We start from the raw sequence: 25,634 nt of genomic DNA on the forward strand, positions 1-25,634 counted from the left end.
ACAAATCGCCTGACAGGGCTTCCTGTCGCTCCGACGGACGGATAACCTCCCCTCGTGACCACTTCCGCGCCCTCCTCCTCCCTCGATTTCGCACTGGACCGCACAAGCCCGGTGCCGCTCTACTACCAGCTCGCCCAGCAGCTGGAGTCGGCGATCGAGCACGGCGCGCTGGCCCCCGGCAGCCTGCTGGGCAACGAGATCGAACTCGCCGGCCGGCTCGGCCTGTCCCGGCCCACGGTCCGGCAGGCCATCCAGTCCCTGGTCGACAAGGGCCTGCTCGTACGCCGCCGGGGTGTCGGCACCCAGGTGGTGCACAGCCAGGTCAAGCGCCCCCTGGAGCTGAGCAGCCTCTACGACGACCTGGAAGCCGCCGGGCAGAGCCCCGCCACGCGCGTACTGCGCAACGAGGTGCAGCCGGCGTCCGCCGAGGTCGCGGCGGCCCTCGGCATCGCCGAGGGGAGCGACGTCATCGTCCTCGAACGGCTGCGTTTGACCCATGGCCAGCCCATGGCGTTCCTCTGCAACTTCCTCCCGGCGGGCCTGCTGCAGCTCGACACCGCCAAGCTGGAGGCGACCGGTCTCTACCGCATGATGCGTTCGGCCGGGATCACCCTGCACAGTGCCCGGCAGTCCATAGGCGCGCGTTGCGCCACCGTCGATGAGGCCGAGCGTCTCGAGGAGACGGAGGGGGCCGCCCTGCTCACGATGCAGCGCACGGCTTACGACTCCACCGGCCGTATCGTCGAGTACGGCACCCACATCTACCGCGCCTCGCGCTACGCGTTCGAGTTCCAGCTGCTGGTCCGGTCCTGACGGGCAGGGAGAACCAGGTCCCGCCTCTTGTCTGTTCAGGCGCCCGGGACGGTGTGGTGGACCTGGCGGATGAAGGCGGCGTTGTCCGGGGTGTGCCGGATCCTGTCCATCAGCGTCTCCAGTGCCGCCTGACCGTCGCGGGTCTGCAGGGCGCGCCGTAGTCCTCGTACCGCTGTCAACTCGCCTGCCTGGAGCAGGAGTTCTTCGCGTCGGGTTCCCGAAGGTGCGATGTCGACGGCCGGGTAGATGCGCTTGTCCGCGATTGCGCGGTCCAGCCGGAGTTCCATGTTGCCGGTGCTCTTGAGCTCCTCGAAGAAGTAGTCGTCGGCGCGGGAGCCGGTCTCCACGAGGGCCGTGGCGAGGATGGTCAGGGAGCCGCCCTCCTCGGCCATGCGTGCCGCTCCGAAGAGGCGCTTGGGCCCGTGGAGTGCCGCAGCGTCGACGCCGCCGCTGAGGGTGCGGCCGCCTCCCGCCGATGCGTTGTTGTGGGCCCGGCACAGACGGGTGAGGGAGTCCAGCAGGATGACGACGTCCTGCCCCTGTTCGACAAGGCGCTTGGCGCGCTCCACCGCCAACTCGGCGAGAGCGATGTGCTCCTTCGCGGGCCGGTCGAACGTCGAGGCGAGCACCTCGCCCCGTACCGAACGGCGCATGTCGGTGACTTCTTCGGGGCGTTCGTCGAGCAGTACCACCATCAGATGGCACTCGGGGTGGTTCTCGGCGATGGCGGCGGCGAGGTGTTGGAGCAGCACCGTCTTGCCGGTCTTGGGGGGCGCCACGATGAGGCCGCGTTGTCCCTTGCCGATGGGTGCGATGAGGTCGACGATCCGGCCTGTCAGGCTCCCGGCGGCGCTTTCGAGGCGGAGCCGCTCTCGCGGGTGCAGCGGGGTGAGGTCACGGAAGTGCGGCCGGGCGCGCAGGGCTTCGGGCGGGCGGCCGTTGATCCGCTCGACGGAGCCGAGTGAGCATTGGCGGCCGCGGCCGCCGCGCTCGGCGACGTCGCCTTCGACGACATCACCCTTGCGAAGGCCCATCCGACGGATCAGGGAGGAGGACACCTGCGCGTCGCCGGGGGCCGGCAGGCAGCCCTTGCCCCGCAGAAAACCGTGCCCGTTGTGGGCGATGTCGAGGACACCGGCGATTCGGACCGGGGCGCCGGAGACCCCGGGGGCGCTCGTGGGGGCTTGGGGAGGGGTTTGTTCGAGAGTGCTGGTCATGTGAGTCCTTTCGCGGACACGGACAGATCGACAGGGAATGGCGAGAAGGGGAGGACTGGCTGCGAGGGGGGCGGTGAACTCACGCCCTGTACAGCGGGGAATTCACGCGTGTACGGCCAACTCGCGTACGGCCGACAACCTGTGCGCGGGCGGGCGCTCTGGCCCGTACGACCCATGGGAAAGCCCGAAGCCGGTGCAGACGCAGTGATGTGCGGAAGCTGGATCGCCGGTCAGGAATGACGGGCGCAACAGCGGAGATTCAGAGAGACGGCACCGGCGCCACAACATGGGCGAACACAAGTACCGATTGCACTGTACCACTCCGGATCGGGGGCCGGGCGGCGGCTGCACCTGGCGCCGAGACTTCGCGGCCGGCAGCCCCCGGCCAGGGCCTGCGTCCACTGCGCGACCCGGACGTGCCCGTGGCCCTGCTTGGACCGCGCCGATACCGGGAGTCGCCGGCCTCGATGAGCTCGTCGAGCCGGACGCGTGTTGTCGCGCGCCTGGATGTGGTGCGTGAGCGGGTCGCGGGGCAACTGGAGCGGGGGACTCGCGGGCCGCGGAGGTGCGCGCCATGCGCGCCGCGCCCGTTGGCTCGTGGGGCGCCATGACCCGCGCCAGCCGCACGACCGCGCCAGCCGCACCACCGCGACCGCCGCACGACCGCGACCGCAGCAGTCCCGCGACCGCCGCCGCAGGCGCATTCCCGTGTCACCCGTCGTACGACCCCAGCACCAGCACCTGAATCGCCAGCACCGCGGCCCCCCGCGCCCAGTCGTGGAAGTCCGACACCTTCGTCTCCAGGGGCACTGGGTCGGCGAGCGGGTGGCGGTGGGCGCGGATCGTCTCCCTCACCCGCTCTCCGGCCACGTCCATCAGGCCAACGCCCTCTCCGGCGAGCAGGATCTTCTGCGGCATGGCGAAGTTGGAGATCTGGGCCACCAGCGTGCCCAGGGCGCGAGCCGCCTCGTCGATGACACGGGCGGGCATGGGCTCCTCCCTGGCGGCGCCGGCGAGGATTTCCTCGTACGTCAGGTCGCGGCCGGTGGCGGCCCGGATCTGGTAACGGATGCTGGGGATGGTCAGCAGCGAGACGGCGCTGCCGCGTTCTCCGTCGGGGGTGAGCGGACCGTTGGGGTCGACGATCCAGTGGCGGCCGAAGCCGCGGTCCTCCTCGGCGCAGGGCACCCGCTTGCCGCCGAGGACGAGCCCGTAGCCGATGCCGGCGCCGATGGTGAGGACGACGAAACGGTCGAGGCCGCGGCCGGCGCCGAACCAGGTCTCGGCCTCGACGAGGGCGGCGACATCGTTCTCGACGACCACCGGCAGCCCGGTGCGCTCCTCGACGAGTTCGGCCAGACGGACGTCCCGCCACGACAGGAAGGGTGACTCCCCGACCACTGCACGGTCCTGGACGAGGCCGCCCACGCCGATGCCGATGCCGGCGAGCCCAGGGTGGGAGTCGGCGAGCTCGGCAGTCATCTCGCCCAGCTGATCGGCGACCTCGCCCGGATCGTGCGTGGTGAGCGGGCGGTCGTACCGGGTGACGATCTCGCTCCTGAGTGTGGTGACGACGCCGTACACCATGTCCTCGGTGATCTTGAAGCCGACGAAGGAGCGGGACTCGGCGACGATGTCGAGGGGCTGCGAGGGGCGCCCCTGCCGGACCTCGGCGAACGCGGCGCCCTCGGGAACCTCGACGAGGAGGCCCGACTCGATCAGCGGTTTGGTCAGCCTGGTGAGGCTGCCCGCCGAGAGGCTGAGCCGCCGGGCGATCTCGGTGCGGGACAGTGGGCCGTGCACGAGCACCTCGAGCGCCACGGCGCGTTCCCCTGCGCTGAGCGGCAGCCAGCTGGCGACACGTGTGGTCATGAAGGTCAGACTCCTCCAAGATTTCTTTCACCCTAGAAGTAACGCCCTCACTCTATGTCGCCTGTGCTCCTTGCAGAAGATATCTGCACGACCCTTGACGCGGTAATTCTTCCGCCGCAAAAGTAAATGGCCTGAGGACGAGCCGCCGATGAGGGAGCCCCCCGATGACCGTCGCCTCCAGCAGTCCACCATCCCGCCTACCTCTGACCGGCGCCGAACCCCTGGTGCCGACCAAGGGGGCCAAGGCCCGCGCCCGCGGTGACGGCGCCCTCGCGGCCGTCTTCATCGCACCCGCGATGCTGGGCTTTCTGGTCTTCCTGTGCTGGCCCACGATCCGGGGCATCTGGCTCAGCTTCACCCGGTTCAATCTGCTCACCCCGGCCGAGTGGGTAGGGCTCGACAACTACATACGCATGGTCAACGACCCCATCTTCTGGAGTTCGTTGGGCGTCACGGTCGAGTACGTGGTCATCAACATCGGTGTGCAGACGGTGTCCGCCCTGGCCATCGCCGTACTGCTGCAGCGGCTGACCCAGTCGTCCCTGCTGCGCGGCATCGTCCTCACCCCCTACCTCATGTCGAACGTCGTCGCCGGCCTCGTCTGGCTGTGGATCCTCGACACCCAGCTCGGCATCGGCAACGAGATCATCACCGCCATCGGGTTCGACCGCATCCCCTTCCTCGCCGACGAGACCTGGGCGATCCCCACCATCGCCCTGATCAACGTCTGGCGGCACGTCGGCTACACCGCTCTGCTCCTCTTCGCCGGTCTCCAGGCGATCCCGAACGACATGTACGAGGCGGCCAAGGTCGACGGCGCGAGCGAGTGGCGGATGTTCTGGCGGATCACCATGCCGCTCCTGCGGCCGGTGCTGGCGGTGGTGCTGATCATGACCGTGATCGGTTCGTTCCAGGTGTTCGACACCGTGGCGGTGACCACCGCGGGCGGTCCGGCGAACGCGACCAACGTGCTCCAGTACTACATCTACGGCTCCGCCTTCGGCCGCTTCCAGTTCGGCTACGCCTCGGCGATGTCCGTCGCCCTGCTGGTCGTGCTGAGCGCGATCACCGTCCTTCAGTACCGGCTCACCCGGGCCGGCCAGAGCGACCTCGGCTGACGGAAGGGAGACACCGACATGGCTGCCGTGACAACCACTACGACCGGGGCACCCGGGATACGACCGAAGCGGCGCAGGTTCTCCTTCGGGCGGGCCGCGGCCTGGACCGGGATGGGCCTGATCGTCCTCATCACCCTGCTGCCCTTCTACTGGATCCTGCGCACCGCACTCTCCACCAACGCGGGCCTGGGCGCCGACCCCACCAACCCGCTGCCGGCCGACCTCACCACCAGCGGCTTCGAGCGGGCCCTCGGTCTGCAGTCGGCCGAGGAGGCGGTAGCGCAGGGCGGCGCAGGCGGCGGGCTCGACTTCTGGCGCTATCTGCTCAACTCGGTGCTGGTCTCGACGCTGATCACCGGCTGTCAGATCTTCTTCTCGGCGATGGCCGCGTACGCCTTCGCACGGCTGCGCTGGCGCGGCCGGGACAAGGTGTTCGGCCTGTTCCTGGCCGGGCTGATGGTGCCGACCATCTTCACGCTGCTGCCGAACTTCGTGCTCATCAAGCAACTCCAGCTGGTGGACACGCTGTTGGGCATCGCGCTGCCGACGATGTTCATGACCCCGTTCGCGGTCTTCTTCCTGCGGCAGTTCTTCATGAACATCCCCCGGGAGGTCGAGGAGGCGGCCCTGCTCGACGGCGCCGGAAAGATCAAGATCTTCTTCCGGGTCATCCTGCCGATGGCGTCCACACCGATCATCACGCTGTCGGTGCTGACGTACATCACGTCCTGGAACGACTACTTCTGGCCGCTGATGGTCTCCTACAGCGACAGCTCGCGCGTGCTGACCGTGGCGCTGGCGGTCTTCCGGGCGCAGACCCCGGCGACCGGCGTCGACTGGTCCGGGCTCATGGCGGCGACGCTGATCGCCGCGCTCCCGATGCTGGGGCTCTTCGCCTGCTTCGCCCGCCGCATCGTCAGCTCCATCGGCTTCACCGGGATCAAGTGAGGGAATGACCATGCGACTTCGTACGCTGACCGCGCTGGTCGGAGCGCTGGGACTGTCCCTGGTGACCGGCTGCGCACAGGGCGGTTCCGCCGGCTCGTCCGCCAATACGGTGACGTACTGGCTGTGGGACGCCAACCAGCTGCCCGCCTACCAGGCCTGCGCGAAGGGGTTCGAGAAGGAGAACCCCGGGCTGAAGGTCAAGATCACCCAGTTGGGCTGGAGCGACTACTGGACCAAGCTCACCGCCGGCTTCATCGCGGGCACCCAGCCGGACGTGTTCACCGACCACATCCAGAAGTTCGGCCAGTTCGCCGATCTGCAGGTGCTGGAGCCGCTCGACGACCTCGGTATCAAGGACGACGCCTACCAGCCGGGGCTCGCCGCCAACTGGATGGGCCAGGACGGCCACCGCTACGGCGCCCCCAAGGACTGGGACACCGTCGCTCTCTTCTACAACCAGAAGCTGGCGAAGGACGCGGGACTTAACCCCGAGGAACTCAACAACCTCGCCTGGAACCCGAAGGACGGCGGGACCTTCGAGAAGGCGATCGCGCACCTCACCATCGACAGGAACGGCAAGCGGGGCGACGAGCCGGGCTTCGACAAGAACAACGTCAAGGTGTATGGGCTGGCCACCAACGGCGGCGGCTTCGGCGACGGCCAGACGCAGTGGAGCCCCTTCACCGCCTCCGCCGGGTGGGACTACACGGAAAAGCCGCGTTGGGGCACGGACTACCAGTACGACAGCCAGACCTTCCAGTCCGTCATCGACTGGTACTTCGGCCTGGCGGAGAAGGGCTACATGCCGCCTCTGTCCGACTACAACATCCAGTCCAACCAGGCCAACACGCAGTTCGCCGCGGGCAAGGCCGCCACCGCCATGGACGGTGCCTGGATGATCTCCACGTACCACGGTTTCAAGGGCATCGACGTCGGCACCGCCTTCACCCCGGCCGGCCCGACCGGCAAGCGCGCCACCATGATGAACGGCCTCGCCGACTCCATCGCCAAGGGAGCCAGGAACAAGGAGGGCGCCCGGAAGTGGGTGGCCTACCTGGCTTCCGACAAGTGCCAGACCGTCGTCGGCAAAGCCGGCGTCGTCTTCCCCGCCACACCGGCCGGCACCGAGGCCGCCATTGCCGCGTACAAGAAGAAGGGCATCGACGTCACGGCCTTCACCGAACCCGTGGCCGATAAGAAGGACTTCCGGACCTTCTCCTATCCGATCACCAACTACGCGGCGGACGTGACCGCGCTCATGCAGCCCGCCATGGAGGACGTCTTCGGCAACGGCAAGCCGGCGAGCAGCCTCGACGAGACCAACGACCAGATCAATTTCATCCTCAACCAGTGAAGGACATAAGCCACATGACGTTCTCCCTCGGCATCGTCGGCGCCGGGCAGTTCGCCGGCCAGTTCGCCAAGCTGTTCCAGGCGCATCCGGGCGTCGGCGACGTCTTCGTCACGGATCTGCTCCCCGAGCGCGCCGGGCAACTCGTCGCCGACGAGGGGCTGGCGGGGACCTACCCGTCGTACACGGCAATGCTGGAGTCCAAGGCCATCGACGCGGTCGCGATCTTCACCCAGCGCTGGACGCACGGGCCCCTCGTCGTCCAGGCGCTGCGGGCCGGCAAGCACGTCTACTCCGCGGTGCCGATGGCGATCACTCAGGACGAGATCGCGGAGATCATCGACACCGTACGCGAGACCGGCCTGACGTACATGATGGGCGAGACCAGCCACTACAACCCGGCCACCGTGTACGCCCGCAACCAGATCGCGGAGGGCGCCTTCGGCCGGCTCTTCTACGCCGAAGGCGACTACGTCCACGACATGGACCTTGGCTTCTACGAGGCGTACCAGTACAGCGGCGGCGAGAACTGGAAGGCCACCGCCAGCTATCCGCCGCTCCTCTACCCCACGCACTCGGTGGGCGGGGTGCTCGGCGCCTGGCAGACGCATGCGGTGAGCGTGTCGGCGATCGGTGTGCCGGACGAGCGCGGGGACGGCGTCTTCGACAAGGAGGTCAGCCAGTTCGGCAACGACTTCTCCAATGCCACCGCCCTGTTCGAGGTCGCGGGCGGCGGAACGTTCCGCACGAACGAGTTCCGCCGGGTCGGCTACCCCTCCCACATCCGCGAATCGCGGTTCCGCTTCTTCGGCACGGACGGCAGCTTCGAGCAGCTCGCCACGTACAGCCTCTGGCAGGACAAGAAGGGGATCACGGACGTCACCGAACACCTCCAGCCCAAGCCCACGATGTCGCCGGACGACCCCTCGCTCCAGCACATCGCCCCGGCCCTGCGGGACGCCTTCACCTCCGGCTCGGCGCCCGTGCACGACCGGGCGCGCTTGCCCAGGCAGTTCGACCACATGAAGAACGGCCACGAGGGGAGCCATCACTTCCTCGTCGACGACTTCGTCACCGCGGTCAACACCCGGACACTGCCGCCCGTGAACGCCTGGGTCGCGGCCCGCTACACCCTGCCGGGGATCATCGCGCACGAGTCCGCGCTGCAGGGCGGTGTCCGCCTCGAGATACCGGACTTCGGGGACGCGCCTGCGGTGTAGGCGGGCGGTTGGTACGACGGGCCGGTTGTTCCCCGCTCCCCCGGGGGGCAACCGGCCCGTCTGTCTGTCCGCTCGACTGGTCGGCTCATGGCTGGTGCGATCACCTCGTCGGCCGCCCGGCCCGCGGTTATCCGGCCTCAGGCACCTCGACCAGGGGGGCGGGTGAACGCAACTCCCGCACCATCCGTACCTAGGGCCGGACTTGCTCAACCGGAGCGCAGGCCGGAGAGCGGGCCGTCGTCCCAGGACCCCGCCACCCCCAGGAGGTCGCGAGTTGAGTCACAAGCGAGTGCCCAAGCGAAAGGTCGTTCTGGCCGTCGGTGGAGCCGGTGCCCTGGCGGCAGCGGCCATCCTGCTGCCCCAGGCCAACGCCTCACAGACGGACCCGGAGCCCACTCCCAAGGCGCTGAGCCCTGCGGCAGCGTCGGAGCTGGCCTCCCAGCTGGCCTCCCGGCTCGGCTCGGCCTTCGGCGGGGCGTACTACGACGCCGACCAGCAGCAGATCATCGTGAACGTCGTCGGGAACGACAACAACGTCATCGTGCAGGCCAAGAAGGCCGGGGCGGCCGTACGGAGCGTCCAGAACAGCCTCAGCACGCTGAAGTCGGGCGCGCAGACGCTGAAACAGCAGGCCGCCATTCCGGGCACTGCCTGGGCCGTCGACCCCAGGACCAACCAGATCCTAGTCACGGCGGACCGGACGGTGACCGGGGAGAGCTGGGACACGCTCGAGTCGACGGTGCGGTCCTTGGGCGAGGGCGTGGCCCGGATCCAGAAGTCGGCCGGGGAGTTCAAGACCTTCGTCGAGGGCGGCGACGCCATCTTCGGGGGCGGCGCGCGCTGTTCCCTCGGGTTCAACGTCACGACCGAGGACGGCAGCCCCGGCTTCCTCACCGCGGGCCATTGCGGCGTCGCTGCGGAGCAGTGGTCCGACGCGCAGGACGGTGCCCCGATCGGCACCGTCCAGGCCGCGACGTTCCCCGGAGACGGGGACTTCGCGCTGGTCACGTACGACGATCCGGCGACCCAGGCGGCGAGCGCCGTAGACGTGGGGAACGGGCAGCTCGTCGAGATCCAGCAGGCGGCCGAAGCCGCCGTCGGGCAGCAGGTGTTCCGCATGGGCAGCACCACCGGCCTGCGGGACGGCACGGTCACCGGCCTCGACGCCACCGTCAACTACCCGGAGGGCACCGTCACCGGGCTCATACAGACCGACGTCTGCGCCGAACCCGGCGACAGCGGTGGGGCCTTGTTCACCGAGGACGGCAGTGCCATCGGCCTGACGTCAGGTGGGAGTGGCGACTGCACCATCGGCGGCGAGACGTTCTTCCAGCCGGTGACGACGGCGCTGGCGGCGGTCGGCGCGCAGATCGGTGCCGGGGCCGAGGGCGGCGGGGGTGCTGTTGAGGGCGGCGGTGCCGAGGACGGCGGGAGCGTCGTCGATGACGGCATCGGCTGACGCAGTGTCGACCGAGAGGTACGGCCCCAGCCCTCGGCGCTGGGGCCCTATCCCTTCCTGTCTGGCTCCCTGCGGCCTCAGCGCCGCGCAAGCAGCGTACGCACCGACTCGGCGTTCAGTGCCAACGCATCCGGATCTCCGGCGTCCACGACCAGCGACAGCTCGTCCGTCGGCCAACGCGCGGCGATCACGCCCAACGGCACGCGGCGGTACGCCGGGATGTCCGGCAGCGTCCTGGTCATCCGCGGCTCCGAGGTGAAGACGGGTACGACCTGGGCGCCGTCGGACTGCTCGACGACCGGCAAGGTCAGGGTCATCCCGTCGTCGCCCCCCTGCGGCTCGTCGCCGATGGGAGCGGGCACCGGTACGAGGACCTCGGTACCGGCCAGCGTGTCCACGGCGGTCCGTATCTGCGACTCGTCACCGGTGTTGTCGACCAGCACCTTGAGGGCCTGCTGAGCCTGCTCCGGGTTCGGGGAAGGGAAGTCAGTCACGTTCTGTCCTCATCGTTGCGGCGAGCACAGCGCGTCGCGGTGCCCGCCCGGGCATGGGCCACGGTCGCTTACCCAGCCTCCTGCGGGCCATGCCTGACTCCTATGTCTCCAGGAACAGCGATCCCGCCTCCCGGTGGTGTGCCACTAATCCCTGGTCTCCAAGGCGAGCCACCCACCCGCAGCCCCGCGGCGCCGGTGCGTGCGCCGGTGCGTCACAGTCGCGCCGGCAGCCACCGCAACTGCTCCGCCTGGTGGAACGGGCCGCCCCCTTCATGGTCGTTGAAGTCGTACACCGCTATCTCCTTGTCGGAGTGGGCCCAGGCGTTGAAGGCCGCGTACACGGTGGACGGCGGGCAGGTCTGGTCCTCCAGGGCGACCGAGAAGAGGGCCGGGGCGCGGCCCCGCGCGGCGAAGTGGGCGCCGTCGAAGTAGGCGAGCGTACGCATCACCTGCTCGGTGCGGCCGCGGTGGACCTTGAGGTACCTGCCCACTTCCCGGTACGGATCGCGGTCGGTGATCGTCGTCGCGCGCGGGAAGTCGCACAGGAACGGAACGTCCGGAGCGATCGCGGCGAGGTCCGGCACCAGTCCGCCGACGGCCAGGGTGATGCCGCCGCCCTGGCTGGCGCCCACGGCCGCGGTGCGGGAGGCGTCGACGAGCGGATGGGAGCGCGCGGCCTCGACCGCTCGTACGGCGTCGGTGAACACCCGCCGGTAGTAGAAGCCCTCGGGGTCCTCGATACCGCGGGTCATGAAGCCGGGGTGCGCGGGGCCGCTGCCCACGGGGTCCGGGGTGTCGCCGCCGGACCAGCCGCTGCCCTGCCCGCGGGTGTCCATCACGAAGTGCGCGAAGCCGGCCGACGCCCACAGCAGATGCGTGTGGGGCAGCCCGCGGCCGCCGCCGTAGCCGATGAACTCGACGACCGCAGGCAGGGCCTCCGTCGTCCCGGCGGGCAGCGTCAGCCAGCCCTTGACGGGATGCCCGCCGAACCCGGCGAACGTCACATCGAACACCTCGACGTTCTTGAGACCGGTCTCGACAGGCTCGAAGCGGGCGTCCAGGTCATGGACGCGGGCCTCCTCCAGCGTCTTCGCCCAGAAGGCGTCGAAGTCGTCGGGTTCGACCGACGCGGTGCGATAGCTGCGCAGCTCATCGAGGGGCAGGTCGAACAGGGCCATGCGGGGCCGCCTTTGCTACTCGGGGAGCGGAACGATCACACCGTACGAGCCGCGGCCCGGCTGGAGAAGAGGTGCGAAAGCGCTTTCTCTGCAGAGATCTCCACGGGCCACGACAAAGCGGCCGGCGACCCGGCGTCGGTGCGACGCAGATCACACATTTCTCCCGGAACTCGCGCCCGGTCCGGCACGACTGCTGGTGCGGTACGGCTCACAACCGACCGCCCACCCCCTCGATCCAGGAGACCGCCGCCACGATGTCCGCTCAACCGCCGCCACCAGCCCCCGCTTCCGTCGCCGGCGACGGGCAGCCGCCGTTGCAGGAACTGCCGGAGGCCGCGCCCTCTGGAATCCGGTCGGGATGGGCCGCGCTGCGCCCGCTGGTGCTGCGACTGCACTTCTACGCGGGCCTGCTCGTCGCGCCGTTCCTGCTCGTCGCAGCCACCACAGGGTTCCTGTACGCCTGCTCGTACCAGGCCGAGAAGATCGTGTACGCGGATCAGCTGGGGGTCCCCGTCGGCCGCAGTGAACTGCCCGTGTCCGAGCAGGTGGCCGCTGCGCGCAAGGAGCACCCGGAGGGCTCGGTGAGTGCGGTGCGGCCCTCCCCGGAAGACGGGGCGACCACCCGCGTGCTGCTGTCAGGCGTTCCGGGCGTGGACCCCGACCACACGCTGGCCGTCTTCGTGAACCCGTACACGGGCGAAGTCCGAGGGGCATTGGAGCAGTACGGCTCGACCGGGGCCCTGCCGCTGCGTACCTGGATCGACGAGCTCCACCGCGATCTGCACCTGGGCGAACCGGGCCGCCTCTACAGCGAGCTCGCGGCGAGCTGGCTGTGGGTGATCACGGGTGGCGGGCTGGTGCTGTGGTTCGGACGGCGCAGCGCGCAGCGCAAACTCCGCGGTACGACCGGGCGCCGACGCGCACTGACCCTTCATGGCACGGTCGGGGTGTGGGCGGCCGCCGGGTTGTTCTTCGTCTCCGCCACAGGGCTGACCTGGTCGACGTACGCGGGCGAGACCATCAGCGATCTGCGCGAACAGCTGGGACAGTCCACCCCGTCCGTGACGGCGACCGCCGCCGGCGGTGAGCACGCCGAGCACCAGGCGGGGAGCGGGACCGGCGAGCACGGTGTGGGACTCGACGCCGTCCTGAAGGCCGCCCGGTCGGAAGGCCTGTCGAACCCGGTGGAGATCGTCCCGCCGGCCGACGCCTCGTCCGCGTACGTCGTGAAGCAGATCCAGCGGAGCTGGCCGGAGAAACAGGACTCCGTCGCCGTCGACCCGGCCACCGGCGAGGTCACGGATGTCCTGCGGTTCGCCGACTATCCGGTGCTGGCCAAGCTCACCCGGTGGGGGATCGACGCGCACACGGGCGTCCTGTTCGGGCTCGTCAACCAGATGCTGCTCGCCGCACTGGCCGTCGGGCTGATCACGCTGATCGTGTACGGCTACCGCATGTGGTGGCAGCGCGGCCGCGGCTCCGCCTTCGGCCGCCCCGTGCCGCGCGGGGCGTGGCAGCACGTTCCGGCCTACGTCCTGGTACCCCTGGTGGCGTGCCTGGCCGTGCTCGGGTACTTCGTCCCGCTGCTCGGTATCCCGCTGGTGGGCTTCCTTGCTGTGGACATCGTGCTGGGCGAGATCGCGTACCGGCGGGGGAGGCGGACGTACGCGTAGAGGACGGCCGTGGCGCGGGCGGTACGGGCCGTAGGGCCGGGCCGCACGCTGACACCCCAACGGCCCGGGCCGCACGCGGACGCCCCAACAGGCCAGGCAGTACGCGCAGTTGCGTACCGCCCGGCCCGGTGGCCCGAGACGTGTGTCAGCTCGGTGAGGTGACCTTCACCGGCTCGGTGTCGGCCCCACTGTGCCGTTCGGCCCAGTTCTCCAGGGCCGTGCGGCAGGCGTGGTCGAGGTGGTGCAGCCCGGTCAGGTGCAGCTCGACCGGGCGGTCCTGCGGCAGCGACTCCAGGGTGTCCAGGATCTTCGGCAGCCGCAGGAACGTGGCGTTGCCTGTCAGGTAGGCCTGGATGGGCCCGGCGCCCTTGTCGACGACCTCGAGCCGTACGTGAGAGGCCTCCCAAGCCGTCTTGACGATCGCCAGGGCGAGACCGATGAGCACGCCCTCGAACATGCTGACCGCGACGATCGACACGGCAGTGGCGACCAGGATCAGCGCCTCGCCGCGGTGTTCGCGCCACAGGCCCACGAGTTCGCGGGCCGGAATCAGCTTGAAGCCCGCGTGGACGAGGATGCCGGCGAGTGCCGCGACAGGGATGACGCCGAGTGCGGCCGGCAGCAGGGCGGCGAACAGCAGCAGCCATACGCCGTGCAGCACGCGGGACGCCTTGGTCCGCGCGCCCGCCTGGACGTTGGCCGCGCTGCGCACGATGACCGCCGTCATCGGCAGCGCACCGAGCAGTCCGCACACCGCGTTGCCCGCGCCCTGCGCCATCAGTTCCTTGTCGTACTGGGTGCGCGGACCGTCGTGCAGCCGGTCCACGGCGGCGGCGCTGAAAAGGCTCTCAGCGGAGGCGATCAGGGTGAACGCGAGCACCGTGCCGATCAGGCCGATGTTCGCGAGCTCCCCGAACTCGCCGAGGCCGGGCGGCTGAAGGGACTCGACGAGCCCCTTCACCTCGACCTTGGCGACGGGCAGTCCGAGCAGCGCCGAGGCGAGCGTGGCCAGTCCGACGGCGGCCAGCGGTGCCGGGACGACCTGCACCGGCTTGGGCAGCTTCTTCCACAGCACCAGCACCGCGATGGTGCCGGCTCCGAGGCACAGCGCGGTCCGCGCCTGCGGCGATGCGACCACGTCGGCGAACATCCCCGGCAGTCCGGCTATCTTGCCCAGGCCCGACGACGGGGCTTCGATGTCCGCCAGCGAGTAGAGCTGCCCGGCGATCAGGACCAGGCCGATGCCCGCCAGCATGCCCTCGACGACCGAGACGGAGATCGCCCGGAACCAGCGGCCCAGCCGCAGCCCGCCCATGAGGAGCTGGAGCAGTCCCGCGATGAGGACGATGACACCGAGAACGGGCAGCCCGTACGCCTGCACCGCCTCGTAGACGAGGACGGTCAGCCCGGCGGCCGGGCCGCTCACCTGCAGGCTGCTGCCGGGCAGCATGCCGGTGACGAGGCCTCCCACGATGCCGGTGACCAGGCCGAGTTCGGCCGGTACTCCGGAGGCGACGGCCACGCCCACGCACAGCGGCAGGGCGACGAGGAACACGACGAGTGAGGCGGTGAAGTCCTGCCGCCAGGCAGAGCCTGGCGCGGCGAGGCGGCCGCGCAGACGGCCGGCGGAGCGGTCGGCGGATGTCGTACGAGAGGTGTCCGTGTGCGAGGTTTCCATGGGCGCGCTCACAGGGCCGTGAAGGTGTCGGCGTCCGGATCGTGGGCGAGCACGGTTCCGGTGTGGACTTCGTAGTACCAGGCGTGCAGCCGCAGTCGGCCGTCCTCCAGCCGCCGGGCGACAGCGGGGTAGGACCGCATCCGGAGGATCTGCGCCAGCACGTGGTTCTGCACGGCCTGTGCCACGGCCGGGTCGTCCTGGGTGCCGTCCGGGCGGGGCGCGGCCTGGGTGAGCCAGTCGCGCACCGCGGGCACGGACGTCAGGTCGTCGCCGCGCACCAGCGCGCCGACGGCACCGCAGTGCGAGTGGCCGCACACGACCACGTCCGCGACGCCGAGCACCTCCACGGCGTACTCGATGGTGGCGGCCTCGCCGGTCGGGTGCCCGGACGCGTAGGGGGGAACGATGTTGCCCGCGGTGCGCAGCTCGAAGAGCTCGCCGGGGCGGGCCCCGGTGATCAGTGCCGGGACGACCCGGGAGTCGGAGCAGGTGATGAACAGGGCCTGCGGCGACTGGCCTTGTGCCAGGCGCGCGAACTCCTCCGAGCGGGCAGCTGACTGCTTCCGGAAGGAGCGTGCGTGATCGATGAGGGGCTGCATGAGGAATGCCTCCAGCGCGCCCCGGGGGGCGCGTCGTCGTACGAATGCGGAGTGTCACTGGCGGCGGGCAGGAGGGAGCGACCCCGCGCGGCGCACATGGGCGCACGGGGCGAGAGGGGCATGGCGGCGCCGGAAGATGGAGGGCGGGAACCGTCCCGGACTCGCTCCTGACCTGGTCCGGTCAGCAGCGGAAGACCTGGAGCACCGCGGGAGATCTGTCCGTCGCCGGTCTCGGCAGACGGTGGGAGGGTCCGGCGGGGACACGGGATGCCGACACCGCCGAGGCTGCGGGGTCACGCGACTCTGCGCCGTGTGGAGGGCTCTGCGTCGAGAACTCCTCGGCGCGCTGCCGGTCGCGGGCATACGCGGGTCGTGCGTCGGTCTCCACGGGGTGGGCGTCACCGCAGTTGGCGGAACTGGCGACTTCGGCCTCGGTGGAGGCGACGTGCGCTTTGTGCCCCGTGGCCGCCGACGCGGAGAGCGTGAGCGGATGGAGTGCGAAGAGGACGCCGGCGAGCACGCTGAACAGGGCACGCAACGCCGTACCTTGCAACATGCGGTAGCTCCCGGTCGGGCCTGCAACTGCACCGGCCGCAACGGCGTTGTTGACGTGCGCGAGTGCCGTAACTCCTTTGGAGGATTAGTACCTTAACCCGGCATCGCGCCCGAATGGTTACCGAAAGGTTTCCCTCCGGTGAGGGCCCGGCGAGGGCGATGCGGGCAAGCGGTGGGTCGATTCCGATAAGTCCGGATTGGTCAGACGAAAAGCCTATTGGGGCGATCGGGTGGCTTGAGCGCCGAATGAGCAACCGGTCCCTCTACTGTGGCACTCCTCCACGGCACAGTCCGATGCAGTCCTTGCTCCCTCTCTGGAGGCGTCATGTCTCTTGGTCAGCTGGCCGATTCGCGCTCGACGACGTTGTCGGCATGCGCGGGCGACGCCGATTCCCGCCCTGCGCCCGCCGAGGCCGCGGCGAGCGACGATCTGCTCGCCGCACCCGATCCGTGCGGCTGCGCGGACGCCACTCCACTCGAGGCGGAGAACCCGCGCCTCGACGCCCTGGACGACCCGCACCTCGGGGCCGAGGACCCGTGTTTCGAGGCGAAGGACCAGCGTCTCCCGGCCCAGGACCAGCGCGTGGTGGACCTCCACACGGCACTCACCGCGGCCGGTGTTCCGCCGGAGGCGGGGGACACCACCGCCATCCATGTCCTGGCGGCCCTGGACGACGAGACGGTGCACGCGGTCATCCGCTGGGTGAGCCGTAGATTCGCGGTGTGACGGTGACGGAGCCACTCGGGCCGGTCGCGGCCCGGTGTCCGGCACCGCGGACGTGGTCACCGCCGCCCTGCGCACCACCGCCTCCCCTCAACCGCCCTGGCGCACCACAGCCCCGCCCGCAGTCGTCTCCCGGAGCGTCATGGACACCGCCCGCTTCCGCTCGGTCCTGGTCGTCGAACGTCTTGTCGCGATCGTGCGGGGCAGCGACGCCGAGGCGTCGCTGAACACCGTGCTGGCTCTGGCCGACGAGGGTGTGGCGCTCATCGAGGTGTCGCTGCGGACCACGGAGGCCCTGGACGTCATCGCACGTGCCGCTGCCCGCCTGGGCCCTGACATCGTGATCGGCGCGGGCGCCGTGCTCACGGCGGACGACGTACGCCGTGCCCAGGACGCCGGTGCAGGTTGGGTGGTCACCCCGGCCGTCACCGAGGCGGTCGCGGCGTCCGCGCTGGCCGGAGTGCCGGTACTCGCGGGGGCGCTGACCCCGACGGAGACCGTCCACGCGATCCGGCTGGGCGCCGGCGCCGTGCAGCTGTTCCCTGCCTCTCTCGGCGGCCCCCACTACCTCGCCGCCCTGCGCGAACCGCTGCCCGACGTCCCCTTCGTCCCGGCCGGCGGAGTCGACGTCGGTGCCGCAGAGGAGTACTTCACCGCCGGAGCCGTCGCCGTGGGCGTTGGCCCGCCCCTTGTCGGTGACGCCGCCGACGGCGGCGATCTCGGGGCACTGCGCCATCGCGCCCGGCGCTATGTGACGGCCTGCCGCTCCGGGAGCACGGCATGACACGGGCGCCGTCCGGGGGGACGGCAGATCCGCTGACCGCGGAGCGCGTGAGGCCGCGTGGCACCGGGAACAGTCCTGTGTCGTCCGTGGTTCGCCTGTCCGGAGGCCGAGGCAGCTGAGATCCGCCGGACCGGTCACAAGATCAAGCAGAGGATGGGCCCCTCGTGGAAGACAGGTCGGCCCCTCGCGGGGACACACGGGAACGCCCGACCAGCGAAGGTGTTGCGTATGCGCCGGAGGCCACGGGGAGTCCGTGGCGGACCGTGGGCCCTGCGAGTGGCCTCGGCAGACCGGCCCGACAGGCCCGAGTTGCGCGGTCGGCCCGGTCGGCTGGGCGGCCAGCCCCTGGTTGGCCGGCGAGGAACCCGGCCACCCGGCCAGAGTGGGTCCGCAGGCGATCCCCGAGACGATCGGCGAGGGTAACAGCGTGAACGTGACGCGGAATCTCCCGCCGGAGCGCAACCTGGAAGTCAGGAGCCCCCGCCTCGACGGCCGATGCACCCGGCGGCCGCGGCAGCCCGCCCCACCACGACCGGCACGAGCCCACGGCAGCGGCGGCCAGGGCACTCGAACATCTCGCCCGAAGGAGGCCTGACCTCATGTCAGAGACCAGCGGCTGGGAGAACCCTCTGCGCGATCCGCTGGACCGGCGGCTCCCGCGCATCGCGGGGCCGTCCGGCCTCGTGATCTTCGGTGTCACGGGTGATCTGTCCCGGAAGAAACTGATGCCCGCCATCTACGACCTGGCCAATCGGGGACTGCTGCCCCCGGGCTTCTCTCTCGTCGGCTTCGCCCGCCGCGACTGGGCCGACGAGGACTTCGCCCAGGTCGTGCACGACGCGGTCGAGCAGCACTCGCGCACCCCGTTCCGTGAGGAGGTGTGGCAGCAGCTGGCCGAAGGGATGCGCTTCATTCCCGGCGATTTCGCCGACGACACCGCCTTCGAACGGCTGCGCGCCACGATCGAGGAGCTGGACAAGGCGCAGGGGACGGGCGGCAACTTCGCCTTCTACCTCTCCGTACCGCCGAAGTTCTTCCCCACGGTCGTCGAGCAGCTGAAGCAGCACGGGCTGTCGGACGCTCCCGCGGGGTCCTGGCGTCGGGCTGTGATCGAGAAGCCGTTCGGGCACGATCTGGCCTCCGCCAAGGAGCTCAACGCGATCGTGCACGAGGTGTTCGCGCCCGACGAGGTGTTCCGGATCGACCACTATCTGGGCAAGGAGACCGTCCAGAACATTCTGGCGGTGCGCTTCGCCAACACGATGTTCGAGCCGATCTGGAACCGGTCCTTCGTCGACCATGTGCAGATCACGATGGCCGAGGACATCGGGATCGGCGGCCGCGCCGGCTACTACGACGGCATCGGTGCCGCCCGCGACGTCATCCAGAATCACCTGCTCCAGCTCCTCGCCCTGACGGCGATGGAGGAGCCGTCGGGCTTCGACGCCCCCTCGCTGGTCACCGAGAAACTGAAGGTCTTCAAGGCCGTGGATCTCCCGGAGGACCTGGGCGCGTCCACCGTGCGTGCCCAGTACTCCGCCGGCTGGCAGGGCGGTGAGAAGGTCATCGGCTATCTGCAGGAGGACGGCATCGACCAGCAGTCGAAGACCGACACCTACGCGGCGATCAAGCTGGAGGTCAACAACCGCCGCTGGGCCGGGGTGCCGTTCTACCTCCGTACCGGAAAGCGCCTCGGCCGCCGCGTCACCGAGATCGCCGTTGTCTTCCAGCGCGCCCCGCACTCGCCCTTCGACTCCTCCGCCACCGCGGAGCTCGGGCAGAACGCGCTGGTCATCCGCGTGCAGCCGGACGAGGGCGTGACGGTGCGGTTCGGCTCCAAGGTGCCCGGCACGTCGATGGAGCTCCGCGACGTGACGATGGACTTCGCGTACGGCGAGTCGTTCACGGAGTCCAGCCCGGAGGCGTACGAACGGCTGATCCTCGACGTCCTGCTCGGCGACGCCAACCTCTTCCCGCGTACGGAGGAGGTCGAGGAGTCGTGGAGGATCCTCGATCCGATCGAGGAGTACTGGCGCAGGCACGGAACACCGGCACAGTATCCGGCGGGCACATGGGGACCCGAGGAAGCGGACGAGATGCTCGCACGAGACGGACGGAGCTGGCGCAGGCCATGAAGACCGACCTCACCAACACTAATGCCAGCAAGATCAACAAGGCGCTCATCGAGGCCCGCCGCGCCATCGGCACCCCGGCGGTGGGCATGGTGCTGACCCTCGTCATCGTCACCGACGAGGAGAACGCCTACGACGCCCTGAAGGCGGCCACCGATGCGTCCCGCGAGCACCCCTCGCGCACCCTCGTCGTCATCAAGCGCCACGTCCGCTCCCCACGCGACCGCCACGGCACGCGCCTGGACGCCGACGTGCGGGTCGGCACCGACGCGGGCGCCGGCGAGACGGTCGTGCTGCGCCTGCACGGTGAGCTGACCGATCGCGCGGACTCGGTGGTGCTGCCCCTGCTTCTGCCCGACGCGCCCGTGGTCGTGTGGTGGCCCGTCGACGCCCCGGCCGTGCCCGCCAAGGATCCGCTCGGCGCGCTCGCGCAGCGGCGCATCACAGACGCATACGCCGTAGAGCGGCCGCTCCAGGAACTGGAGGCGCGCGCCGCGGGATACTCGCCCGGGGACACCGACCTGGCATGGACCAGGCTCACACCGTGGCGCTCCATGCTCGCCGCAGCCCTCGACCAGTCGCGATCGGAGATCACCTCCGCCGTGGTGGAGAGCGAGGCGGAGAACCCGAGCGCCGAACTGCTGGCCCGCTGGTTCGCGAACCGGCTCGGCGTACCCGTCGAGAAGGTCGTCACCGACGGCCCCGTCATCACCGCGGTACGGCTGAGGACCGCCGACGGTGAGATCCACATCGACCGGCCGGCAGGTCCCGTGGCCCGGCTGTCCATCCCCGGTCAGCCGAGCCGTGTTCTGGCCCTGAAGGTACGTACCACCGCCGAACTGATCGCGGAGGAGCTGCGCCGGCTCGACCCCGACGAGGCGTACTGCGCCGCGCTGCACACGACGGTGACCGTGCTCGGCTCGTCGAACGAGACAGCAGCGACAGCCGACGTCACATGAACGGCGGGGCGGCGGCGCTGGTCACGGTGCTTGCTTCCGCCCGCGCTACTCGATGTTCTCGGTGTCGATCCGGGCGTCTATCTGCTTGTACGCGGCGGGGGTCCGGGTCAGTACGGGCAGGCCGAGGCCGAGAGCGAGGTGGGCGGCGTGGGCGGTCGGCAGGTCCGTGGCGCGCTCGCGGGCGATCTGGGCGACGGCCCAGCAGGACGGCTCGTCGAGGGGACGGAAGATGAAGCAGGGCGAGGCGAGAGCGTCCTGCAGCATCTGGGTGACCTCGCCGAGAGCGCTCTCGGCAAGTCCCTGGGCGAAGGAGCCGGCCGGTACATACAGCGGCTGGGCGATCTCCGCGGAGTGGTGGACGCGCGCGGCCATGTAGATGCTGCCGTGCGCGAGGGCGCTGACCGCGGTGTGGTCGAGAACGTATCCCGTGCTCACGCGGCGCTCTGCCCCTGGGCGGCAGGGTAGCCGCGGCGGGCATCGGCCTCACGCACGGCCTCCAGGGCCGTGTCCCACTGGCCGGGGTGCTCGGTGCGGGCGCGCCCGGCGAACCAGTCGATGGCACGCTGAGCACGCTCGGCCTGCTCGAGCTTCTCCTTCACGGCCTCGTCGATCCAGCCCGAGACCTGCCCCTTGCCGGCGATCTCCTCGATCGCGGCGAGGCGGTCGCTGTCGATGGTGATGGTCACCTTCTTCTTCGCCATACCGACACCATACCGACGCCATACCACTTGGGGGAGTTCGCGCCTCAACCTTTGCGCCTGAAACACCGCTCCGAAGGGAAGTCCTCAGGAGTACGAGGCCCGGCCCATGGGCGCCGCCCCTCACCCACGCCCCAGGCGCCCATGGAGCACGGGGACGCATGGCGCGCCGCCCCAGGGTCCGCGTACCCGCCCACCGTTCCGCTGTCGCCGACAGCCCGGGTCTACTCCGCCGCGGGCTGCGGGGAGCGGCGGCTGTCGCCCAGGGGTGTGTGGAGCCGCCCGTTGAGCGAGCGGAGGGGTGTCACTCTGCTTTTTGCGCTCTGCTCGCCCTGTGTGTCCTTCGTGTTCTTGGCGTCAAGTGGGGCTCGATTGCTCATGATGCGATGATCGGCCAGGGGGCGCGCCGCAGCCACTCCCTGCCTTTCCTGGTGTTGCGCATCCTGGTGCTGCGACTCCCAGGCAGACTCCCAGGCAGAGGAACGGACGGCCGCCGTCGCGCCCCTGCCGCAGCCGAGGCCCCGCTCCCGGTTGCGGGCCGGAATCCACGATGCTCTGGCGATCACATCCAGGGGAGGCCGTGATGGTGACGGATGGCGAGTTGCGGCACCTGCGCCGCTGTGTGGAGCTGGCGGCCGAGGCGCTGGAGGAGGGCGACGAACCCTTCGGTTCCGTGCTGGTCGGCGGGGACGGGACCGTGCTCGGCGAGGACCACAACCGGGTGGCGTCGGGCGACCGCACGCGGCATCCCGAGTTCGAGCTCGCTCGTTGGGCGGCGACGCACATGACCCCGGAGGAACGGGCGGCCGCCACCGTCTACACCTCCGGAGAGCACTGCCCCATGTGCGCCGCCGCGCATGCCTGGGTGGGGCTGGGCCGCATCGTCTACGTCAGTTCGTCCGAGCAGCTCGTCTCATGGCTCGCCGAACTGGGAGTCCCCGCACCTCCTGTGCGGCCGCTGCCGATCCAGGACATCGCCCCCGGCGTGACGGTGGAAGGCCCGGTTCCGGACCTCGCGGAGGAGGTACGGGCACTGCAGCGCCGCTTCCACGGCACCTCGTGAGGGCGTCTGCCGATGGGTTGGCGGCCGGGACGGAGGAGGGCCCCACCGCGATGGGGGAACGCGGCGGGGCTCGTCATCGTGCCCGGTGACCGGCCGGTCATGCCTGCATACGAGGACCGGATCGGGCCACGCTGCGCAGGCCGTCTCCGATGGCCGCCACACCCCCGCCGATGAGGGTCGTCGTGGTGGCGGCATAGCCGAGGACGAGCCCGGGCGGGTGCGGGAGTTGGGTGTGCCATGAGAGCGGTTGCACCTTCACGCCCCGCGCGAGCGACGCCGTCGCCAGATCGGTGTCGTCGAACTCGGCGTCGAACGTGACCGTCAGGTGCAGGCCCGCCGCGGCGCCGTGCACCACCGCCCGCGGAAGGTGCCTCCCGATCGCGTCGATCATCGCGTCGCGGCGCCGGCGGTGGCGCTTGCGGAGAAGGCGTAGATGGCTCTCCAGCTCGCCCGACTCCATCAGTCGCGCCAGGACCAGTTGCGGCAGTGCGGCGTTGCCGAGGTCCGTGAAGCGCTTGGCGCTCACGAGGGCCTCCCGGTACCGGGCCGGCGCGACCACCCATCCCGTACGCAGGGCCGGCGCGAGGAGTTTGGAAACGCTCCCGGCGTAGCAGACGTGTTCGGGGAGCATGGGCTGCAGTGCGGGGACCGGAGGACGGTCGTAGCGGTGCTCGGAGTCGTAGTCGTCCTCGAGGACGAGGCCGCCCGCCCGCGCCCAGTCCATCAGTTCGCGCCGCCGTTCGCCGGTGAGCACCACCCCGGTCGGGAACTGGTGGGCCGGCGTCAGCAGAACGGCCCGTACGCCCGTGGCGCGGAGTTCGTCGATGCGGAGGCCCGCGGAGTCCACCCGTACCGGTGGAGTGCGCAGCCCCTCGCTGCCCAGCTGCTGGCGGGCCCCTAGCGAGCCCGGATCCTCCACCGCCACGGCGTCGATGCCGTCGCGCCGGAGCACCCGCGCGACCAGCCCGAATGCCTGGGCCGTGCCGGCGACGATCAGCACCTCGCCGGGGTCGGCCTTGATACCGCGGTTGCGAGCGAGCCAGTTGGCGACGGCGAGCCGCAGCGCCGGTGTGCCGCGAGGGTCGCCGTATCCGAAGTCCGACGCCGACAGTTCCCTCAGGACGATGCGTTCGGCGCGCAGCCACGCTGCCCGCGGGAACGCGGTGAGGTCCGGGACACCGGGTGACAGGTCGATCCTGGCGGGCATCGACCGCAGGGTCTCGAACACGTCCGGGCCGGGCGCGGCGGCGAACGGAGTGCCCGGTGCCGGGGGAGCAGCAGGGGCCGGGGCCGGCGGGGCGACCGTCGTCCCGACGGGGGCGGCCACCACGACCGTTCCGTTGCGGCCGCGACCGGCGACGTGGCCGTCCTCGATCAGCCTCTGGTACGCCTCGGTGACCACTCCTCGAGAGACCCGCAGATCACTGGCCAGGACCCGGGTCGCCGGAAGCCTGCTGCCGACCGGCAGTCGGCCGTCCGCGATGGCGCGCCGCAACTGCACGGCCAGCCACTCGGCGCGCCCGCCCGCCGGAGCGTCGTCGATGTTCAGCTGCAGGAAGTTGGACCCCGGCATTTTGGTCCTGTTGAGAGCGTCATCTTTGGACCTGTCCATAGAGCCATTGTGGCAGCAGGGTGAAGGCATGAACACAACCGCGCAGCACTCCGGGGCTGTTGGACGGCCGGGCGCGCGACGGCCGGGCTCGCTACGGCCTGCCGGCGGCCGCGATGACGAAAGCGGGGGACAGACGATGACCACAGTCGGTTACGTGCACGGTTACTCGGCGCACGAGACGCGTCGCCTGGGCGATCAGGCGGACACGCTGGCACAGTTGCTGCATGCCGGCACCACATATCCGGCGGGCAGCCGGGTGCTCGAGGTCGGCTGCGGCACGGGCGCCCAGACGGTCCACCTGGCGGCCGGAAGCCCAGGCGCGCACTTCGTAGCGGTGGACGTCTCCGACGCCTCACTTGCACAGGCGCGCGCCCGCGTGGCGGCCCGGGCCCCGTGGGCGCGGGTGGACTGGGTGCGCGCGGACCTCCACGACCTGCCGTTCGCCGACGCGGAGTTCGACCACGTCTTCGTGTGCTTCGTGCTGGAACACCTGCCGGACCCGGCGCGGGCACTGGCCGGGCTCCGGCGCGTATTGCGCCTGGGCGGCACCGTCACCGTGATCGAGGGCGACCACGGCTCCGCCCTCTTCCACCCCGACAGCTCCTACGCCCACGCAGTGATCGGCCACCAGGTGCGCCTGCAGTCCGCCGCCGGCGGCAACGCGCTGCTGGGCCGGCAGCTGCAACCGCTGCTGACCGGTGCCGGCTACGCGGACGTGGTCGTCGAGCCGCGGACGATGTACGCCGATGACACCCGGCCCACGCTGGTCGACGGCTTCACCCGGAACACCTTCATCGCGATGGTCGAATCCGTCCGTGACGAGGCACTCGCCGCGGGCCTCACCAACCGGGCCGACTGGGACCGCGGCATCGCCGACCTGCACCGGACCGCAGCTGACGGCGGCACGTTCCTCTACACGTTCTTCAAGGCCGTCGCCGTGAACCCGGGAGCGGGGCGGCCGTCATGACCGCCTCACTCATCGCCCTGGCCCTGCTGGCGCTCCTCGTCTGCGGTCTGGAGCCCAGCCACCGCCGCCGGCCCCACCCGCGGCCCCGCTTGTACGGCAGCGCGGACGGCGAGGACCGGGACGCCGTACGGGTCCGCGACGAAATCCGGACCGCAGCCGATCGCAGCTCCGGGGCCGCGGCCGACGGCGGCTCGGGGGCCCGGGCTGACGGCGGCTCGGGGGCCCGGGCTGGCGGCGGCTCGGGGGCCGCGGCTGACGGCGGCTCGGGGGCTGGAGCCGACGGCAGCTCCGGGGCCACAGCTGACCGCAGCCCGAGGGCTGGAGCCGACTGCAGCCCCACGGGCGGAGCCGACCGCAGCCCTGGGGCCGCAGGCGACGTCGGCTCCGACACCGCAGCCGACGCCGGCCCCAAGCAGCACGTACGCCCGACTGGGCTGGAGGCAAGGCGAGTCACCCGGCACCCGCGCCCCCGCCTGCGGCGTCGCGCCGCCGCCATGCCACCCGAAGGCTAGGCGTCCCG

The 25,634-nt window shown here is 70.5% G+C and carries 25 protein-coding genes; 14 read left to right on the plus strand and 11 right to left on the minus strand.

Translation table 11 applies throughout. The features are described from left to right. Positions 1-54 precede the first annotated feature (54 nt). Complete coding sequence (locus H1D24_RS09445; protein WP_181656961.1) at positions 55-813, plus strand: GntR family transcriptional regulator; 759 nt, start codon at positions 55-57, stop codon at positions 811-813. A gap of 35 nt (positions 814-848) precedes the next feature. On the opposite strand, the gene rho is transcribed toward H1D24_RS09445, so the two are convergent. Then, complete coding sequence (gene rho, locus H1D24_RS09450) at positions 849-2,030, minus strand: transcription termination factor Rho (protein ID WP_181656962.1); 1,182 nt, start codon at positions 2,028-2,030, stop codon at positions 849-851. A 711-nt stretch (positions 2,031-2,741) separates the two neighbouring features. Beyond that, positions 2,742-3,902, minus strand: coding sequence for an ROK family transcriptional regulator (locus H1D24_RS09455; RefSeq protein WP_181656963.1), 1,161 nt, complete (start codon positions 3,900-3,902; stop codon positions 2,742-2,744). A gap of 164 nt (positions 3,903-4,066) precedes the next feature. Here H1D24_RS09455 and H1D24_RS09460 point away from each other — a divergent pair, with 164 nt between their 5' ends. From H1D24_RS09460 to H1D24_RS09480, 5 genes are all read left to right on the plus strand, one after another. Beyond that, positions 4,067-5,020 carry a carbohydrate ABC transporter permease gene (locus H1D24_RS09460; protein WP_181656964.1) on the plus strand — a complete coding sequence of 318 codons (954 nt, stop codon included), beginning with the start codon at positions 4,067-4,069 and terminating at the stop codon, positions 5,018-5,020. An 18-nt stretch (positions 5,021-5,038) separates the two neighbouring features. Beyond that, positions 5,039-5,968, plus strand: coding sequence for a carbohydrate ABC transporter permease (locus H1D24_RS09465; RefSeq protein WP_181656965.1), 930 nt, complete (start codon positions 5,039-5,041; stop codon positions 5,966-5,968). 10 nt (positions 5,969-5,978) lie between these two features. Next, a complete protein-coding gene (locus H1D24_RS09470) occupies positions 5,979-7,322 on the plus strand; it encodes an ABC transporter substrate-binding protein (RefSeq protein ID WP_181656966.1) in 1,344 nt (447 codons plus the stop codon). Positions 7,323-7,336: 14 nt separating this feature from the next. Next, entirely contained in the window at positions 7,337-8,539 is a 1,203-nt protein-coding gene (locus tag H1D24_RS09475; RefSeq protein WP_181656967.1) for a Gfo/Idh/MocA family protein, read from the plus strand. Between the two features lie 274 nt (positions 8,540-8,813). Next, complete coding sequence (locus H1D24_RS09480) at positions 8,814-9,998, plus strand: S1 family peptidase (RefSeq protein WP_181656968.1); 1,185 nt, start codon at positions 8,814-8,816, stop codon at positions 9,996-9,998. 77 nt (positions 9,999-10,075) lie between these two features. On the opposite strand, the gene H1D24_RS09485 is transcribed toward H1D24_RS09480, so the two are convergent. Then, positions 10,076-10,492 (minus strand): SseB family protein, encoded by a 417-nt coding sequence (locus tag H1D24_RS09485; RefSeq protein ID WP_181656969.1) that lies wholly within the window; start codon positions 10,490-10,492, stop codon positions 10,076-10,078. 212 nt (positions 10,493-10,704) lie between these two features. After that, positions 10,705-11,670, minus strand: coding sequence for an acetylxylan esterase (locus H1D24_RS09490; protein ID WP_181656970.1), 966 nt, complete (start codon positions 11,668-11,670; stop codon positions 10,705-10,707). A gap of 254 nt (positions 11,671-11,924) precedes the next feature. Between H1D24_RS09490 and H1D24_RS09495 the strand changes: the two genes are divergently transcribed. Next, positions 11,925-13,343, plus strand: coding sequence for a PepSY-associated TM helix domain-containing protein (locus H1D24_RS09495; protein WP_181656971.1), 1,419 nt, complete (start codon positions 11,925-11,927; stop codon positions 13,341-13,343). 145 nt (positions 13,344-13,488) lie between these two features. On the opposite strand, the gene H1D24_RS09500 is transcribed toward H1D24_RS09495, so the two are convergent. The 3 genes from H1D24_RS09500 to H1D24_RS09510 form a co-directional block, all read right to left on the minus strand. Then, positions 13,489-15,021: a SulP family inorganic anion transporter gene (locus tag H1D24_RS09500; protein WP_181656972.1), complete on the minus strand. Its 1,533-nt coding sequence runs from the start codon at positions 15,019-15,021 to the stop codon at positions 13,489-13,491. A gap of 8 nt (positions 15,022-15,029) precedes the next feature. Then, positions 15,030-15,620 (minus strand): carbonic anhydrase, encoded by a 591-nt coding sequence (locus H1D24_RS09505; RefSeq protein WP_181656973.1) that lies wholly within the window; start codon positions 15,618-15,620, stop codon positions 15,030-15,032. Between the two features lie 181 nt (positions 15,621-15,801). After that, positions 15,802-16,176, minus strand: coding sequence for a hypothetical protein (locus H1D24_RS09510; protein ID WP_181656974.1), 375 nt, complete (start codon positions 16,174-16,176; stop codon positions 15,802-15,804). A gap of 324 nt (positions 16,177-16,500) precedes the next feature. Between H1D24_RS09510 and H1D24_RS09515 the strand changes: the two genes are divergently transcribed. The 4 genes from H1D24_RS09515 (at position 16,501) to opcA (ending at position 20,774) form a co-directional block, all read left to right on the plus strand. After that, the gene (locus H1D24_RS09515) at positions 16,501-16,902 is read left to right on the plus strand and encodes a hypothetical protein (RefSeq protein ID WP_181656975.1); all 402 of its coding nucleotides are present in this window, start codon (positions 16,501-16,503) and stop codon (positions 16,900-16,902) included. A 139-nt stretch (positions 16,903-17,041) separates the two neighbouring features. Continuing rightward, positions 17,042-17,683 carry a bifunctional 4-hydroxy-2-oxoglutarate aldolase/2-dehydro-3-deoxy-phosphogluconate aldolase gene (locus H1D24_RS09520; protein ID WP_181657095.1) on the plus strand — a complete coding sequence of 214 codons (642 nt, stop codon included), beginning with the start codon at positions 17,042-17,044 and terminating at the stop codon, positions 17,681-17,683. A gap of 599 nt (positions 17,684-18,282) precedes the next feature. Continuing rightward, a complete protein-coding gene (gene zwf, locus H1D24_RS09525) occupies positions 18,283-19,818 on the plus strand; it encodes a glucose-6-phosphate dehydrogenase (RefSeq protein ID WP_181656976.1) in 1,536 nt (511 codons plus the stop codon). Then, the gene (opcA, locus tag H1D24_RS09530; protein WP_181656977.1) at positions 19,815-20,774 is read left to right on the plus strand and encodes a glucose-6-phosphate dehydrogenase assembly protein OpcA; all 960 of its coding nucleotides are present in this window, start codon (positions 19,815-19,817) and stop codon (positions 20,772-20,774) included. The genes zwf and opcA overlap by 4 nt, the downstream gene beginning before the upstream one ends. A 45-nt stretch (positions 20,775-20,819) precedes the next feature. Here opcA and H1D24_RS09535 read toward each other — a convergent pair whose 3' ends face one another. The 3 genes from H1D24_RS09535 to H1D24_RS09545 form a co-directional block, all read right to left on the minus strand. Next, the gene (locus H1D24_RS09535) at positions 20,820-21,209 is read right to left on the minus strand and encodes a hypothetical protein (protein ID WP_181656978.1); all 390 of its coding nucleotides are present in this window, start codon (positions 21,207-21,209) and stop codon (positions 20,820-20,822) included. Further along, complete coding sequence (locus H1D24_RS09540) at positions 21,206-21,475, minus strand: hypothetical protein (protein WP_181656979.1); 270 nt, start codon at positions 21,473-21,475, stop codon at positions 21,206-21,208. Before H1D24_RS09540 ends, H1D24_RS09535 begins: the two co-directional genes overlap by 4 nt. Positions 21,476-21,696: 221 nt before the next feature. Further along, on the minus strand, positions 21,697-21,852 hold the full coding sequence (locus H1D24_RS09545; protein WP_181656980.1) for a hypothetical protein: 156 nt from the start codon (positions 21,850-21,852) through the stop codon (positions 21,697-21,699). A gap of 200 nt (positions 21,853-22,052) precedes the next feature. On the opposite strand from H1D24_RS09545, the gene H1D24_RS09550 reads away from it, so the two are divergent. After that, complete coding sequence (locus H1D24_RS09550) at positions 22,053-22,535, plus strand: nucleoside deaminase (protein ID WP_309484261.1); 483 nt, start codon at positions 22,053-22,055, stop codon at positions 22,533-22,535. A gap of 97 nt (positions 22,536-22,632) precedes the next feature. On the opposite strand, the gene pdxR is transcribed toward H1D24_RS09550, so the two are convergent. Then, on the minus strand, positions 22,633-24,147 hold the full coding sequence (gene pdxR / locus H1D24_RS09555) for a MocR-like pyridoxine biosynthesis transcription factor PdxR (RefSeq protein WP_181656982.1): 1,515 nt from the start codon (positions 24,145-24,147) through the stop codon (positions 22,633-22,635). 136 nt (positions 24,148-24,283) lie between these two features. Between pdxR and H1D24_RS09560 the strand changes: the two genes are divergently transcribed. Next, positions 24,284-25,114, plus strand: coding sequence for an L-histidine N(alpha)-methyltransferase (locus H1D24_RS09560; protein WP_181656983.1), 831 nt, complete (start codon positions 24,284-24,286; stop codon positions 25,112-25,114). Next, complete coding sequence (locus H1D24_RS09565; protein ID WP_181656984.1) at positions 25,111-25,626, plus strand: hypothetical protein; 516 nt, start codon at positions 25,111-25,113, stop codon at positions 25,624-25,626. The genes H1D24_RS09560 and H1D24_RS09565 overlap by 4 nt, the downstream gene beginning before the upstream one ends. Positions 25,627-25,634: the final 8 nt, after the last annotated feature.

Source organism: Streptomyces himalayensis subsp. himalayensis, from assembly GCF_013778455.1.
GTDB lineage: Bacteria > Actinomycetota > Actinomycetes > Streptomycetales > Streptomycetaceae > Streptomyces > Streptomyces himalayensis.

Excerpts from the sequence above, each read along its gene's own strand:
- rho (WP_181656962.1), bottom strand. The coding sequence starts at position 2,030 with ATGACCAGCACTCTCGAACAAACCCCTCCCCAAGCCCCCACGAGCGCC.
- H1D24_RS09455 (WP_181656963.1), bottom strand. The coding sequence starts at position 3,902 with ATGACCACACGTGTCGCCAGCTGGCTGCCGCTCAGCGCAGGGGAACGC.
- H1D24_RS09460 (WP_181656964.1), top strand. The coding sequence starts at position 4,067 with ATGACCGTCGCCTCCAGCAGTCCACCATCCCGCCTACCTCTGACCGGC.
- H1D24_RS09465 (WP_181656965.1), top strand. The coding sequence starts at position 5,039 with ATGGCTGCCGTGACAACCACTACGACCGGGGCACCCGGGATACGACCG.
- H1D24_RS09470 (WP_181656966.1), top strand. The coding sequence starts at position 5,979 with ATGCGACTTCGTACGCTGACCGCGCTGGTCGGAGCGCTGGGACTGTCC.
- H1D24_RS09475 (WP_181656967.1), top strand. The coding sequence starts at position 7,337 with ATGACGTTCTCCCTCGGCATCGTCGGCGCCGGGCAGTTCGCCGGCCAG.
- H1D24_RS09490 (WP_181656970.1), bottom strand. The coding sequence starts at position 11,670 with ATGGCCCTGTTCGACCTGCCCCTCGATGAGCTGCGCAGCTATCGCACC.
- H1D24_RS09495 (WP_181656971.1), top strand. The coding sequence starts at position 11,925 with ATGTCCGCTCAACCGCCGCCACCAGCCCCCGCTTCCGTCGCCGGCGAC.
- H1D24_RS09500 (WP_181656972.1), bottom strand. The coding sequence starts at position 15,021 with ATGGAAACCTCGCACACGGACACCTCTCGTACGACATCCGCCGACCGC.
- H1D24_RS09505 (WP_181656973.1), bottom strand. The coding sequence starts at position 15,620 with ATGCAGCCCCTCATCGATCACGCACGCTCCTTCCGGAAGCAGTCAGCT.
- H1D24_RS09510 (WP_181656974.1), bottom strand. The coding sequence starts at position 16,176 with ATGTTGCAAGGTACGGCGTTGCGTGCCCTGTTCAGCGTGCTCGCCGGC.
- H1D24_RS09515 (WP_181656975.1), top strand. The coding sequence starts at position 16,501 with ATGTCTCTTGGTCAGCTGGCCGATTCGCGCTCGACGACGTTGTCGGCA.
- H1D24_RS09520 (WP_181657095.1), top strand. The coding sequence starts at position 17,042 with ATGGACACCGCCCGCTTCCGCTCGGTCCTGGTCGTCGAACGTCTTGTC.
- zwf (WP_181656976.1), top strand. The coding sequence starts at position 18,283 with ATGTCAGAGACCAGCGGCTGGGAGAACCCTCTGCGCGATCCGCTGGAC.
- opcA (WP_181656977.1), top strand. The coding sequence starts at position 19,815 with ATGAAGACCGACCTCACCAACACTAATGCCAGCAAGATCAACAAGGCG.
- H1D24_RS09540 (WP_181656979.1), bottom strand. The coding sequence starts at position 21,475 with ATGGCGAAGAAGAAGGTGACCATCACCATCGACAGCGACCGCCTCGCC.
- H1D24_RS09545 (WP_181656980.1), bottom strand. The coding sequence starts at position 21,852 with ATGAGCAATCGAGCCCCACTTGACGCCAAGAACACGAAGGACACACAG.
- pdxR (WP_181656982.1), bottom strand. The coding sequence starts at position 24,147 with ATGGACAGGTCCAAAGATGACGCTCTCAACAGGACCAAAATGCCGGGG.
- H1D24_RS09560 (WP_181656983.1), top strand. The coding sequence starts at position 24,284 with ATGACCACAGTCGGTTACGTGCACGGTTACTCGGCGCACGAGACGCGT.
- H1D24_RS09565 (WP_181656984.1), top strand. The coding sequence starts at position 25,111 with ATGACCGCCTCACTCATCGCCCTGGCCCTGCTGGCGCTCCTCGTCTGC.